General features: G+C 64.8%; 14 protein-coding genes and 1 riboswitch. Of the genes, 8 read left to right on the top strand and 6 right to left on the bottom strand.

All coding sequences use genetic code 11. The annotated features are described in order from the left end of the window. Positions 1 to 10 precede the first annotated feature (10 nt). The 3 genes from CH271_RS23350 to CH271_RS23340 all read left to right on the top strand — a co-directional run bounded on the left by CH271_RS23350 (position 11) and on the right by CH271_RS23340 (position 2,937). Entirely contained in the window at positions 11 to 910 is a 900-nt protein-coding gene (locus CH271_RS23350) for a metal-dependent hydrolase (RefSeq protein ID WP_037195510.1), read from the top strand. Between the two features lie 83 nt (positions 911 to 993). Beyond that, entirely contained in the window at positions 994 to 2,013 is a 1,020-nt protein-coding gene (locus CH271_RS23345) for a PDR/VanB family oxidoreductase (protein WP_252341973.1), read from the top strand. A 12-nt stretch (positions 2,014 to 2,025) separates the two neighbouring features. Continuing rightward, positions 2,026 to 2,937 (top strand): alpha/beta fold hydrolase, encoded by a 912-nt coding sequence (locus CH271_RS23340; protein ID WP_094635031.1) that lies wholly within the window; start codon positions 2,026 to 2,028, stop codon positions 2,935 to 2,937. Here CH271_RS23340 and CH271_RS23335 read toward each other — a convergent pair. Then, positions 2,926 to 3,861 (bottom strand): quinone oxidoreductase family protein, encoded by a 936-nt coding sequence (locus CH271_RS23335; RefSeq protein WP_094635030.1) that lies wholly within the window; start codon positions 3,859 to 3,861, stop codon positions 2,926 to 2,928. The two genes, CH271_RS23340 and CH271_RS23335, sit on opposite strands and share 12 nt — an antisense overlap. A gap of 87 nt (positions 3,862 to 3,948) precedes the next feature. Here CH271_RS23335 and CH271_RS23330 point away from each other — a divergent pair, with 87 nt between their 5' ends. Next, the gene (locus tag CH271_RS23330) at positions 3,949 to 4,536 is read left to right on the top strand and encodes a TetR/AcrR family transcriptional regulator (protein WP_094635029.1); all 588 of its coding nucleotides are present in this window, start codon (positions 3,949 to 3,951) and stop codon (positions 4,534 to 4,536) included. Here CH271_RS23330 and CH271_RS23325 read toward each other — a convergent pair. Further along, positions 4,530 to 5,798 carry an LLM class flavin-dependent oxidoreductase gene (locus CH271_RS23325; protein ID WP_094635028.1) on the bottom strand — a complete coding sequence of 423 codons (1,269 nt, stop codon included), beginning with the start codon at positions 5,796 to 5,798 and terminating at the stop codon, positions 4,530 to 4,532. The two genes, CH271_RS23330 and CH271_RS23325, sit on opposite strands and share 7 nt — an antisense overlap. 1 nt (position 5,799) lies before the next feature. Next, positions 5,800 to 6,561: a 3-oxoacyl-ACP reductase gene (locus CH271_RS23320; protein ID WP_094635027.1), complete on the bottom strand. Its 762-nt coding sequence runs from the start codon at positions 6,559 to 6,561 to the stop codon at positions 5,800 to 5,802. A gap of 48 nt (positions 6,562 to 6,609) precedes the next feature. Further along, a riboswitch (TPP riboswitch) is annotated at positions 6,610 to 6,702 on the bottom strand. A 105-nt stretch (positions 6,703 to 6,807) separates the two neighbouring features. Here CH271_RS23320 and CH271_RS23315 point away from each other — a divergent pair. Beyond that, entirely contained in the window at positions 6,808 to 7,119 is a 312-nt protein-coding gene (locus tag CH271_RS23315; RefSeq protein WP_094635026.1) for a hypothetical protein, read from the top strand. On the opposite strand, the gene CH271_RS23310 is transcribed toward CH271_RS23315, so the two are convergent. Genes CH271_RS23310 through CH271_RS23300 form a run of 3 tightly spaced genes read right to left on the bottom strand, consistent with a single transcriptional unit; the run spans position 7,112 to position 10,308 of the window. Then, complete coding sequence (locus CH271_RS23310) at positions 7,112 to 8,407, bottom strand: alpha-amylase family protein (RefSeq protein WP_094635025.1); 1,296 nt, start codon at positions 8,405 to 8,407, stop codon at positions 7,112 to 7,114. The two genes, CH271_RS23315 and CH271_RS23310, sit on opposite strands and share 8 nt — an antisense overlap. Further along, a complete protein-coding gene (locus tag CH271_RS23305) occupies positions 8,407 to 9,585 on the bottom strand; it encodes an alpha-hydroxy-acid oxidizing protein (RefSeq protein WP_094635024.1) in 1,179 nt (392 codons plus the stop codon). Before CH271_RS23305 ends, CH271_RS23310 begins: the two co-directional genes overlap by 1 nt. A 9-nt stretch (positions 9,586 to 9,594) precedes the next feature. Continuing rightward, positions 9,595 to 10,308: a type 1 glutamine amidotransferase gene (locus CH271_RS23300; protein ID WP_094635109.1), complete on the bottom strand. Its 714-nt coding sequence runs from the start codon at positions 10,306 to 10,308 to the stop codon at positions 9,595 to 9,597. A gap of 48 nt (positions 10,309 to 10,356) precedes the next feature. On the opposite strand from CH271_RS23300, the gene CH271_RS23295 reads away from it, so the two are divergent. From CH271_RS23295 to CH271_RS23285, 3 genes are all read left to right on the top strand, one after another. Then, a complete protein-coding gene (locus CH271_RS23295; RefSeq protein WP_256986522.1) occupies positions 10,357 to 12,306 on the top strand; it encodes a helicase-related protein in 1,950 nt (649 codons plus the stop codon). A gap of 93 nt (positions 12,307 to 12,399) precedes the next feature. After that, positions 12,400 to 12,555: a DUF6131 family protein gene (locus tag CH271_RS29005; RefSeq protein WP_094608853.1), complete on the top strand. Its 156-nt coding sequence runs from the start codon at positions 12,400 to 12,402 to the stop codon at positions 12,553 to 12,555. Between the two features lie 415 nt (positions 12,556 to 12,970). Next, entirely contained in the window at positions 12,971 to 13,735 is a 765-nt protein-coding gene (locus CH271_RS23285) for a GTP pyrophosphokinase (protein ID WP_052048086.1), read from the top strand. Positions 13,736 to 13,775 lie beyond the last annotated feature (40 nt).

The raw sequence follows: 13,775 nt of genomic DNA, 5'->3' as shown, positions 1-13,775 counted from the left end.
GGTGGGCTCGATGACCGAACGGAACACCGTCGCGTCGGATCCCGGCGAAGTGATGCTGCAGGCCAGAAACGTGAAGTTCGACTGGACCGACCTGCCGATGCACTGGGTGCCGGGCGATCCGTACACCACGCACGTACTCAATGTGCTGCACCTGATCCTTCCGGCCGGCGAGCACTGGTTCGTCGACACCTTCAAGGAAGCTCTGCCGTACATCGACGACGAGAAGCTGCGCGACGACGTCATCGGTTTCATCGGGCAGGAAGCCGTTCACGCCGAGGCGCACACCGGCGTGCTCGTGCACCTCCAGACCAAGGGCCTGGACCCGACACCGTTCACCGATCAGATGGAATGGGCCTTCGGCAAGGTCCTCGGATCCGACTCGGTGACGAGCCTGCGCTCGAAGAACAACCTGGTCGAGCGACTGGCTCTGATCGCCGCCATCGAGCACGTGACGGCGTTTCTCGGCGACTGGGTGCTCAACGCCGACGGTCTCGATCGCGCGGGCATTCACCCCACCATGCTCGATCTGCTGCGCTGGCACGGTGCCGAAGAAGTCGAGCACCGCTCGGTCGCATACGACACGCTCCGTTACTTCGACAAGCGCGAGGTCCGTCGCCTGCGCACCTTCGTGGTGGTCGTGCCGTTGATGGCCTACATCTGGATGCGCGGGATCATCTTCCTGATGAAGAACGATCCGGAGCTGCAGTCTGCACCCAAGTCCGTCCGCAAGCCTCGGTCGGCTCTGTGGCGGAAGTCGGTCAAACGCGGCACCCTTCCCGCGCTGACGCACGTCGGCCGCAGCATGTCGCGCTACCTCAAGAAGTCGTACCACCCCAGCCAGGAAGGCTCCACCGCACAGGCAGTCCGGTACCTCGCGTCCTCGCCTGCCGCGCAGGCTGCGGCACGGTGAAGCTCAACGCACGACGCGTCCCGCGGCTGCTTCCCAAGGATGCACCGCCCGACCTGCGCGGACGAGCACGTCCCGACCGCTCGATGCAGCTGCTCGGTACGTTCCTCAACGGGTACATGCAGGCGGCTGCCGGTGCGGAGTACAACGATGCCGTGGCAGGCCACAATCCCGATTCCGCGCTGAAGTTGGTCGTCACCGAGCGCGAGATCGTCGCGGAGGACAACGATGTCGCCGCTCTCACCCTCGCGTCGCCGACGGGGGAGCAGCTGCCGATCTGGCATCCGGGCTGTCACCTCGATCTGCACCTACCCTCGGGCCGCCGCCGGCAGTACTCATTGTGCGGCAACCCATCCGACCGTAGTTCCTATCGCATCGCGGTGCGCCGAATCCCCACCGGCGCAGGCGGATCCATCGAGATGCACGGGCTGCAGCCGGGCACCGAGGTCACCGTCCGCGGGCCGCGCAACGGGTTTCCGTTCGTCGGCGAGGGCAGCGCCCTGTTCATCGCGGGCGGAATCGGTATCACCCCCATCATTGCAATGGTCCGTGCGGCACGGATTCTCGGTATGGACTGGCAGTTCGTGTACTGCGGTCGCTCCCGCGACACGATGCCCTTCCTCGAGGAAATCGAGAGTTGGGAATCGGACCGCGTGTTCGTCCGCACCGACGATGTGTACGGCTACCCGACCGAGGGCGAACTGCTCGAGCGCGCCCCGGCAGGCGGTGCCGTCTATTGCTGCGGCCCCACCCCCATGCTCGACGCCGTCCGCCGCGACTTTCGCCAGTGCCCCGCCACCGCACTGCATTTCGAGCGTTTCGGGCCGCCGCCGATTCTCGACGGCACGCCGTTCGAGGTGCAGCTGATCAGCACGGGTGCCGTGCTCGACGTCGCCGCCGACGCCTCCGTGCTGACGGCGGTCAAGCAGCAGAAGCCCAACATCGCGTACTCGTGCCAGCAGGGCTTCTGTGGCACCTGCAAGGTTCGTGTGCTCTCGGGCGAACCCGAGCACCTCGAAACACGGTTGACGCCGGAAGAGCAACGCGATCACATGCTCATCTGCGTCTCCCGCGCACGCAGCGCACGCCTCGTACTCGATCTATAGAACGGAAAACTGTTGAGCAGCAACGCGGTTCGTACGACGGTCGTCAACGAGGGAATCCGACTGGCGGTGTTCGAGAGCGGCAACCCCGAGGGTGACCCGATCGTCCTCGTCCACGGGTGGCCCGATACCCACGAGCTGTGGAGCCACATCGTGCCCCAGCTCGAGGACCGCTTCCGGGTGATCAGTTACGACTCCCGTGGTGCAGGCGAGAGCTCGGTTCCCGCCGAGCAGTCGGCGTACAAGCTGGCCCGTCTGGCCTCGGATTTCTACGCTGTCGCCAACGCCGTCAGCCCCGACGCCCCGGTTCACGTGCTCGCCCACGACTGGGGCGCCGTGGAGGTCTGGGAAGCCGCTGCTCAACCGCAGGCGAAGGACCGAATCCGCTCGTACACATCGATTTCGGGACCCAACCTCGATCACCTCGGTAAGTGGTCGCAGTCGCGGCTTCGCAAACCCACGCTCACCGGTATCAAGCAGGTGCTCGCCCAGGTCCGCGCGTCGTGGTACACCGTCACCTTCCATATCCCCGGGCTCTCCACGCTGCGGATCAAGCGGCAGTTCGCCAAGGGTTGGCCTGCGTTCCTCCAGGAGTTCTCGGGAGTCGACCCGAAGCTCGTCACTCAGAACCCCACGCTGTGGTCGGATGCCACCAACGGCACCAAACTGTACCGCGCGAACATCATTCCGCTCCTGGGCAATCCACGCGAGCGGTACATCGACATCCCGGTGCACCTCATCGTCAACACCGAGGACGTCGCAGTGCGTCCGTATCACTACGACGACACCGGCAAGTGGGTGGAAGACTTGACCCGCAACGATATTCCGGCCGGACACTGGTCTCCGATCTCCCATGCCGACGACATCGCTCGATTGACGAGGGAGTTCATCGACTCGCTGGACCGCACCGACGGGTCACGGAACTAGCACCAGTTTGTGACGAGTGCGTGGGGCCCGTTCCCATGCACTCGCGACCTCGGCCAGTGGCACGTTCTCGTACTCCACCGCGATCTGCCCGGTGACGGCCCAGTCGGTCAGGGTGCGATACGCCTGGGAGGTTGCATCGGGTCCGTAGTGCATCGGCATGAACCCGACGATGCTCGCACCGAGCGACCGCATCAACTGAGCAGGTACTGTCATCTCGGAACCCGCTCGGTCGCCGATCTGCACCAGGCGAACGAGCCTGTTTCCTGCACGCAATGCCGCCAGAGCCACTGGGCCCCAGGCATAATCGACGACAACATCAGCGCCGGACGATGCCTGTCGAATCGCCGAGCTCATCTCGTCGATACCCTTGTCGCCAATGGCAACCGTGGCCGTGGCCCCGAGATCACGGGTGGATTCGAGCGCGTTCTGATCACGTCCGACGACTGTGATCGATCCTGCGCCGAGCAACCGCGCCGTCTGCACCGCAAGACGCCCGACCACCCCGGTCCCGCCGAGGATCACCACATTCTCCCCTGGCTCCATTCGACCCCCATGGGTCAGTGGCATCAACGCCGCAAGGCCGGCATTGCCCAGCGTCGCGGCGGTCGAGAAGTCCAGGCCGTCGGGTAATTGGATCAGCGACGTCGTCGGTACCAACGCTCGCTGAGCCATCGAACCGTAGGGCGGGACGGGCGGGGAGAAGTACACGCGCCGACCGTCCGACGTCGTACCGGCGCCTTCGATGCCGCTCACGGCCGGAAGGGACTTCGGGCTCAAATAGTGTGTGCCGGAGGCGATCACCACGTCGACTGCATTGAGCGTTGCGGCCGCTACGTCGATGACCTCCATACCCTCGGCCGGCGGCGGCTCGGCGTGATCGGCGTACCTCGGCACTCCGAACTCGGTCAGGACTGCTGCTCTCATATCCACCCCTTCGACGAATCTGTATTCACTGAATTTCGATTCAGTGTGTATCGTGACGGCAGAGGTGTCAACAGGAGGTAGGAAGCGGTGGCAGTCACCACAAGGGCGCAGCAGGCCGAACAAACACGAAACGAGCTGGAGAGCGCGGCCTGCATCGTGTTCGCCCGTTCCGGCTATCTCAACTCCAAGATCGTCGACATAACCAGACAGGCGGGCCGGGCAGCGGGGTCGTTCTACAACCACTATTCCGGCAAGGACGAACTGCTGTTGGCGCTCGCCGAGCAGATCGGCGTCGATGCCGACGCCATCGTCGCCACCCAGGACCCGGCGGCGCGCAAGCATCCGACGATGCGTCCCCACATCGAGGTGTTCTGGCAGTTGTTCACTCGACACCGTGTGGTGATCGATGCCCTCCGCGATGCAGCGCTGGTCAATGCGGACTTCGCTCAGCGAGTACAGCGATTCACGCAGGTTCAGTTCGAGCCGTGGGTCGACCGCCTCGCAAATTTCGAGAAGGCAGGCGTCGAGCTACCGGCATCCCCTGCCACCACCGCGATGCTGATCGGCGGCGCGGCGGAGAACTTCGCCCGGCTGTGGCAGGGCTCGCCCGAGGACGGTCTCGACGCTCTGGTGACATTCGTCGATCGGGGAGTCTTCGGATCTGCCACTCAGTGAGCCAGGTGCCCGCGCAGCGTCGACGCGGTGTACTCGGCGCGAAAGACCCCGCGCAGCTGCAGGATCGGAACCACCTGGTCCACGAAGTCCTCCAATGAGTCCGGGTAACGCGGACACATCAGGTTGAATCCGTCTGCGCCGCGGCCGATCCACGATTGCATCTCGTCTGCGATGGACTCCGGTGTGCCGATCATCGTGGCGTGCCCGCCGCCGGCCGCGAGGGTGCCGAGCAACTCCCGCACGGTGGGGGCGTCCTTCTCGACGATCCGCAGGATCGTCTCGTAGCGGCCCTGCGGTCCGGTGAACTCGGCCGCCGGCGGCAGGGGCGGTACCGGAGCAGCGAGTTCCCATGCAGCGCAGTCCTGTCCGGTGAACGTCGACAGCATCGCCAGCGACTGCTCGGTGGGCAGCAGCTCATCGAGTTCGGCCTTCTTGCGTCGGGCCTCGTCCATCGTCGACCCGATGTACGTCACCAGCCCCGGCATGATTCCCACTGCCGCGCTGTCGCGGCCCGCGTGGCGGATTCGCGTCTTCACGTCCTCGTAATAGCTCTGCGCGGCAACAAGATCGTAGGCGACGGCATAGATTGCCTCGGCGTACGCGGCAGCGAGATCACGACCCGGACCCGACGCCCCGGCCTGGAACAACACCGGCCTCCCCTGCGGTGAACGAGGCACCGTCAGCGGGCCGTCGACCCGAAAGTGCTTGCCATCGTGGTCGATGGCATGCACCTTGGTCGGGTCCGCATAGGCCCCGGCGCGATCGAGCGTCAACGCGTCGGCGTCCCACGAATCCCACAGCGCCAAAGCCGTATCGACGAACTCCTCGGCGCGCGCATAGCGCTCCTCGCGAGCCGGGATGACGTCCATCCCGTGGTTGCGTGCTTCGGCGTCGAACATGGAGGTGACTACATTCCAGCCGGCACGGCCACCGCTGATGTGATCGAGCGACGCCAACATCCGTGCAGCATGGAACGGGGTGTAGAACGTCGACGACACCGTGGTGACGAGACCGATATGCGTGGTGGCCCTGGCCATGGCCGACAGAGCGGTGATCGGCTCGAGGAACCAGGTTCCGGCTCCGGCGGGGTCGCGCACCGAATGTCCGTCGGCGAAGAACACCGCATCGAACTTTCCCCGTTCGGCGAGCTGGGCGAGTTCCTCGTAGTACGAGATATCGCCCAGGTCCTCCACTCGCGACTCGGGATGACGCCACGCCGCACTGTGGTGGCCACAACCGTAGAGAAAAGCGTTGAGGTGCATGTCAGTCCTTGACCAGGCCGCCGTCGACGACGAGATTCTGGCCGGTCACCGACCGCGCCCACGGCGAAGCGAAGAACAGCAGTGCGTCGGCGAATTCCTCGGGGGTGGTGACGCGCTGCAACGGGGTCGAGGCGGCGATGAAGTCGAATACCTCGGCCGGGGTCGCGGAGCTGGCGTCGGTGGTGCGCAGCAGTCCACCCGAGACCATGTTGACGGTGATGTTGTCTGCGCCCAGGTCTGCGGACAGAGTGCGGGTCAGCGAGAGCAGCGCCGCCTTGGAGGCCGTGTAGTCGTGGTAAGGCACCACTGGATTCTGGAACAAGTTTGTGCCCACGTTGATGATTCGGCCGAACCCCGCCTCGCGCATACCCGGCAGCGCGGCCTGGGTGGTGAGCAACGCCGCGCGGACGCTGCCACGCAACTGGGTATCGAAGCGCTCCCAGGTGATGGTGTCGGCCTTGGGCCGCGCATCTCCGTCGAACGAGAAATCGGCCAACGCGTTGTTGACGACGGTGGTGATCGGGGTGCCGAAGTGTTCACGTGCAGTGCCGAACAGCGCGGCGACGGCCGACTCGTCGGTGACGTCACCCTGCACTGCGATCGCGTTCTCGCCGAGCCGGTCTGCCAGCGCCTCGGCAGCATCTTTGCTGTTGCGGTAATCGATCACCACACGTGCACCCTGACCCGCGAACGCTGCGGCTATGGCCGCTCCCAGTCCGCGTCCACCGCCGGTGATCAACACCGTCTGCTCGTCGAATTTCATGCGCCTCGCCTCTCGTTCGAGGTCGGGACCGTCACGAGGGGACAGGAATACCGAACGTCACGACATTCCCTTCGCTGGTCCTAACCAGATCAGGTTCGACGGGTGTGTTCTCAGCCCCTGGGGGCACCCCGTGTCGCGCTCGACTGTACCCACAGGCCTCGATATGGCGCTGCATTGCCGTCGATACGGCTCTCTAGCTCAGTCGATAGATATCCGAATACGACGATGACAAGTTACTGTGCCGCCATGGCCGAACGCGTCTACCTGGAGTATCGCCTCGACGAGAACGTCATCTTCGTTCTCGACCACCGGACTGTCGAGGTGTTCGACGCCGCCGTGAGGATCGCATCGGGCGGGCGCTGTCGCTGGCACGTCGATCATCTGGGTGTGGACGCGAAGCCGACCCGGGACGGCACCAAGATCGTCCTCGGTCTGCGAGCATCCGACGGCAGCATCGGCTACGCGGGCGACCGAATGAAGTTCACCGTCACCGACGAGCAGTTGCCGTACCTGCTGGCGTTCTTCGACCGCGCCAAGGCGGCCAGAGCACTCAGCTGACGATCGCCCAGCCGTGCGCGGGCACCGTGATCCTGCCGCCGTCCAGATGTGCCTCGCCGGCGATCACGTCGCTACCCTCGACCGCGTAGTCGATGGTGTCGTCGCCGAGATTCAGTGCCACAGCGATGGATTCGTTGTCGGCAGACGCTCGGAAGACGAGTGCGGTGTTCGTCAGTTCGAGCGTTTCGGTGCGCGCGGAGTACAACCACGGGTTTCGACGCCGTACACCGATCAGCTCCTGATGAATACGGAAGACCGGCCAGCCGTACGGGGCGAGATCGTCGGACGTGTCGGGGTACTCCGGACGCACCTCGTCGTCGCCGCCGACTCGGTCCTCCTTGATACCGCGGAAGGCCTGCTCGTCGCCGTAGTAGACCATGGGCATACCGCCCACGGTGAACAGAACCACCAACGCATGCACCAGATGTCGCTCGTCCTCGATGACGCTGGCAATGCGATTGACGTCGTGATTTCCGACGAACGTGGCGGGCACGAAGGCGTCGAGCCACCCGTTGTGGCGCTCCAGCGCATGGGAGAGCTCGAAGAAGTTCTTCTCGCTCAGACCGCTCCAGATCGCCTTCCACAGCTCGTACTGGGTGACCGAGTCCAGTGTGGACGCCGAGACGATCCTGTCGTAATCGCCGTGGATGACCTCGCCGAGAAAGTATGCGTCCGAATGTTTCTCGCGGACCTTCGGCAGTACCGCGGCCCAGAAGCGCGGCGGCACTGCGTAGGCCGCGTCGAGCCGCCAGGCGTCGACGCCACGGTCCAGCCAGTGCGACAGCACGTCCACGACATACTGCTGCACATGCGGGCTCTCGTGATTGAGTGCCACCAGTTCGTCGTGGCCCTCGAAGTTGCGATGCGTGGGCTCGTCACCGGACCAATCGAGGTGGAACCACTGCGCGGCCTCGGAGTCCGGGCCCTCGTCGAGAGCCTGTCGGAACTTCGGAAAGCTCTGCGCCACATGGTTGAAGACGCCGTCGAACATGATCTTCAGGCCGCGCGAATGCGCAGCGGCGATCAGCGAGTCGATGTCCTCGTCGGTGCCGAGCCTACCGTCGACATGGTAGTAGTCGACCGTGTCGTAGCCGTGCTTCTCGGACTCGAAGATCGGACCGAGGGCGATACCCGACGCACCGAGCTCGAGTGCGTAGTCGAGCCACTTCTCGATTCTGTTCAGCCGGTGCAGATCCGACTGGGATTCGCCGTCCCAGCCGTGCACCGGCGCTCCAGTGAAGCCGAGCGGGTACAGGTGCCACCAGATGGCGTGCTTCGTCCACTCCATCAGGACTCCATGATCGAGTCGAGGCCCAGTTCGCCCGCACCGGTGTGACCCGAGAGGCTCGTCACCAGATCGAATTCGGCGAGCAGGCAACGTAGTACGTGCGCGACGCCCTCTTGCCCGCCGAGTGCCAGGCCGTAGAGGAACGGTCGGCCGAGCAGAACCGCATCGGCCCCGAGCGCCAGCGCTTTGGCCATGTCGGCACCGGTGCGCACACCGGAGTCGAACAGGATCGTCAGTTCCCCGCCCACAGCCTCGACGATGGACCGCAACGCGTCGAGTGATGCTCTGGCCCCGTCGATCTGACGACCGCCGTGATTGGAGACGACGATGCCGTCGACTCCGTGGGCGGCCGCCTCCCTGGCGTCGCCCACGGTGCAGATTCCCTTGAGCACGATCGGGCCGCTCCAGTGCTCCCGTAGGAACGCCAGGTTCTTCCACGAGAGACCGGGGTTGGGGAACATCTGCGCCCAATGCATGGCCGCTGCAACAGGATTCTCCTCGACCGGCTGCCCCAGGCCGGCCTGGAACGCCGGATCGGTCAGGTAGTTCTCGATGCCGAGGTTGGCCAGGAAGGGAAGGTAGCCGCGGTCGAGATCGGCGGGCCGCCAGCCCAGCAATGTCGTGTCGAGCGTCAGCACCAGTGTGGTGAACCCGGTGTCCTTCGCGCGCTGCAGGAAGCTCAGTAGAACCGATTCGTCCGTCGGCCAGTACAACTGATACCAGCGGGGCGCGTCGCCGCCCGCCTCGGCGATCTGCTCGAACGAGTGCGAGGCCTGCGTCGAATGGATGTACGGCACACCGAGTTCCGCGGCTGCACGGACGGTGGCGAGCTCTCCGTCGGGGTGCGCGAGAGTCTGAATACCCACCGGAGCGATCAGCAGCGGTGCAGGCATGTCGGTACCGAGCACGGTGCACGCGTGGTCGCGGGCAGCCGAGCTGCGCAGCATCCGCGGCGTGATGGCCCATCGGTCGAAGGCAGCCCTGTTCGCACGAGCCGTCGAGCCACTGCCCGCGCTGGCGACGATGTAGCCGAGAGCCTCGGGCGAGAGCGTCTTGGCAGCCTGGTCCTCCAGCCTCGCCAGGTTGGTGGTGATCGACGGTGTCTGCTGGGCGAACATCCCGGCGGCGTAGATGCCGAGTTGGTGATCGCTGAAGTTGCTGGGCCTGGCCTCGGTCATCGTTCGACCCTACCGGGGCACCGCCGAGGATCGGGCGAGAAATGCGTCGAGCAGAGCCGAGCAACGCACCCGAGCGGCAGGTTCGGCGTCGGCGATGGCCCGGCGAATCTCGTGCACGTCCACACCGTGTTCGACGCCGTCGCGGTCCCAGGCAGCGGCCCACGCGTCGTAGGTGTCGAGGTCGATCTCGGGGTGGAACTGCAGTCCGAGGTGCGGTCCGAGGACGAAGGCCTGTTGCGCGGCCTCGTTGCGGGCGATCACCGTGGCCTGCGGAGGAGCGGTGAAGGTATCGCCGTGGAACTCCATCCACGGTCCGGGGGCGATGAGCTCGGGGGCGGACGTCTCGACGTCGACGAATCCGTACTCGGGACGCTCGGACCTGCGAACGGTGCCGCCGAGTACCCGAGCGAGCAACTGCCCACCGAAGCAGACACCCAGGATCGGGACCTGCGCGTCGACCGCGTCCTGCACGTAGGCGATCTCCGGCGCGAGCCAGGTCAGCGTGTCGTCGTACGCGGCGTCGGGCGAGCCCATGACGAGCAGCAGCTGCGCGTCGGACAGCGGCGGCGGCGCGAGGTCGGGGCTGTGGTCGAAGGAGTGCACGTCCAACTGGAAACCCCTGGTGCGCAATTCGGCGTCGAGGGTGCCGATGTCGCGTCGCGCGAGAGCAGGGTCCTGATCGTGGACGAGTACTACGGCACGCGGGTCGTTCGTGTATGTCACAGGGCTCCTTTACGGTGTTCGTGCACACCGTACGACAGACTGGATCCGATGCCACCTCGTAGACGCACAGCCCGATCCACCACTGCCCGCACCGTCAAGGCCGGGCAGAGCAGCGCTGCCCGAAAGTTCGCGGCCGCCAAGAACGGTGAGCCTCCAACGACGAAAGCTGCCCCGAAGAAGGCCGCACCACGCAAGCGGGCAGCGCCGCGCAAGACGTCGCCTCGTAAGACTGCTGCCCCTGATCTGCGGGTTCCCGATCCCGGTGAGCGCGTCTGGGTGCTGGACGTGCCGTTCGAGGATCGGTCGGCGGCGGGCGCGGCCGGGGCGCGCTGGTATCCCGGGCCTCGGGTGTTCGCGTACTACGGCACCGAACTGCCGGAGTATCTGCAGCCGTACGAGTCGATGCCGTACAGCCTGCAGCGGTGGCTCGAGGACGATGCCAACGAGAACTGGCGTGACGAGGTGGTGCGCGAGCGCGCGATGCAGCCGCGTGAGACTCAACTCGAATCCGTTCGACGCCATCTCGCCGCGCTCGAGGCCGGGTTCCCCTACTTCGCGCAGATGGATTCGACGGGTCTTGGCAAGACGTTGGCGGTGTGCGAGGCCGTTCGGCAGATGTCGGCGGCCGAGATCGGCACGGTGCTGGTGGTGGCCCCCAAGGGTGCGTTGCCGGGGTGGCGTCGCACCATCGCGGACAGCGAGGCGGACATCGAGCCGTCCGAGCGCAAGCGTTGGCTGTTGATCACCTACCAGTCGACGAAGAAGCTGCTGTCGGTTCCTCCCGAAACCGACCTGGGCAAACGCAAACGGACACAGAACAAACGGACCATCTCGCTCGGCGAGCTTCGATTCGACATCGATGTGGTGATCGCCGACGAATCGCATGCGCTGATGAACATCGAATCGCAGCAGTCGCAGATCCTCTGGCGATATCAGGAGGCGGCGCGCTCGGTGGTGTGGATGTCCGCCACGCCCGGTTATCAGCCCCTGCACTTCGCGTACATGGCTCGTGCGGTCGAGCGCAGCCGCGGGGTCGAGATCCTCGGTGACGAGGAGTATCTCGGCTATGCGGTGACGATGAAGTGGGCCGAGTTCCTCATCGAATCCGGGTTCGCCGTCAAGGCAGGTAAGGCGACGACGGGGCTGACGACGTGGCGGTGGGAGCCCGAGGACGCGGCCCGACGCGCCCGCGATATCGCGTCCGTACACGGCTGGTTGTCGGGAGGTGCTGTGCCGTGGTCCATTTCGCGCCCCTCGCCGCCGACTCCGCGCGAGCCACTCGGCCAGGAACTCACTGCCGCGCAGAAGCGCCTGTACAACTCGGCATGGGTGGACTATCGCAAGGAAGTCGGGCTACCGATCTGGAAGGCCGTCGGCGGTAAGCGAGTACTGCAGAAGAACCCGAGCACCCGTGCCGCGACCCTGCGATTCCGCCAGAAGTGTTCGTACTTGCGCATTCCCGCGTCGGCCGATCAGGTACGGACGTGGGTCAAGGCCGGCAATCAGGTGTTCGTCTCGATGTTCTACCGCGAGTCCGTCGCGGCGCTGGCGCAGACACTGCGCGACGAGGGCCTCGACGTCGCAGTCGTCGACGGCAGTATGAGCAGCCCCGATCAGGAGGCGTCGATCAGACGGTTCCAGACCGGCGACGCGTCGGTCATCGTCTCGACAACCACCAGTGCGATCAACCTGCACACCAACGAGTTACTGCTCCCGGAGGGCACGGTCTCCACCCTCGCACCACGCGTGACGCTGATCCACGATCCTCGGTGGACACCCATCGACATCCGGCAGATCGAGGGTCGGGCGAACCGAATAGACAAGGACCACAACCACACGACGTCGACCTGTTACTACGGCTACGCCGAGGGCACGGTGGAAGAAGAGATGGTGCTCACCGGCATCGAACGCATCGCGGATCTCGGGTCGATCGTGGGGCAGGCAGATCTGATCGACCCCGAGGCATTCCTCGCAGCGAAAGTGGATGCCGGTAAATAGCGACAAATGTGACCATTCCTCCATCTCGGTGGCGTAGCTTCGGTCCCATCGGCATTCGCCGGTAACGGGCTCACAGTGGCACCAGGAGTAGTCATGATCGTTCTCGGAATCATCCTCGCCCTCATCGGCTATTTCGCCGGCATTTCGATCTTGACGACTGTCGGCATCATTCTGGTGGTCGTCGGCGCGGTTCTGACGGTGCTCGGTTCGATGGGGCGCGCAGTCGGTGGCCGCAAGACGTGGTTCTGACATACGAGTTAGAACATACGTTCGATTCCTGCTAGTGTGAACGCGCCCCCCGGAGTTGGCGATGCGGCCAGCGGAGCCACTTCGGGCGGTCCATATCGGATGCGGCGGATTCGTCGAAAGTGGGCGCGCGCGATGGCACTCGAACCCGAGCCCGCGGCCGGCTCTCTGTACCGCGTCGGGGATCGGTGGGCCGAGAGAGCACCGACGCGATGTGGCAACGGTCATCGGCTCGTCGCCGGTTCGGTTCTCGTCGGGTCACGAGCCTGTTCGTGCGAGCTGGGGCATCACCGCACGCATCAGTGCCAGTCCTGTGGCGTCGTGAGATTCACACCGGAGCTGGGCCCGTCGTGCAGTGATGCGAGCTTCGACTCCCGCGCCGCGCGCGCTCGGCCTGCCGTCGTAGACAATCGGAGTCATGAGCGAGGTCATGAAGAACGGTGAGACTGCGGTCGACCTGGGTCGACTGAGACAAGATTTCACGCGATTCATGATGAGCTACAAGTTCGGGATCGACGAGTTGATCACGAAGATCAACATCTTGAAGCAGGAATTTACCCATATTCACCGGTACAGCCCCATCGAGCACGTCTCGTCGAGGTTGAAGACCCCGGAAAGTATTTTCGACAAGGCGCAACGGAAGAAGTGCGCCCTGACTCTCGATGCGATTCGCGAGAACATTTTCGACGTCGCCGGAGTGCGCATCACCTGCAGCTTCATTTCCGACACCTACCGCATCGCGGACATGCTCAGCAGCCAGACCGACATTCGGGTCGTCGAGGTCAAGGACTACATCGCGAACCCGAAACCCAACGGCTACAAGAGCTTGCACCTGCTGGTGGAGATCCCGGTGTTCATGTCCGACCGCGTCCAGCCGGTGCTCGTCGAACTGCAGATCAGAACCATCGCGATGGATTTCTGGGCGAGCCTCGAGCACAAGATCTTCTACAAGTACCGCGGGCAGATCCCGGACACTCTGCTGGCGGAGCTGACCGAGGCAGCCGAGAGCGCCAACAAGCTCGACGAGAAGATGGAAAGCCTGCACGACGAGGTGGTCGAGCTGGGCGGCGAGGCAGAGAACTCCATCGCTCTCGGCGCTCTGCCTCCCATGGCCTTGCCTCCCGAGCTACTGCACATGCTTCTCACTGCACAGGCCGAGGCGATCGACCCAGACCGGGCTTGAAAGTCACCCACAACGAAGAACCCCGCTGCTCGACGGTGAG

It is taken from the genome of Rhodococcus sp. 05-340-2, assembly GCF_002258915.1.
Taxonomy (GTDB): Bacteria; Actinomycetota; Actinomycetes; order Mycobacteriales; family Mycobacteriaceae; genus Rhodococcoides.
This window is presented reverse-complemented; position numbering and strand designations above follow the sequence as displayed.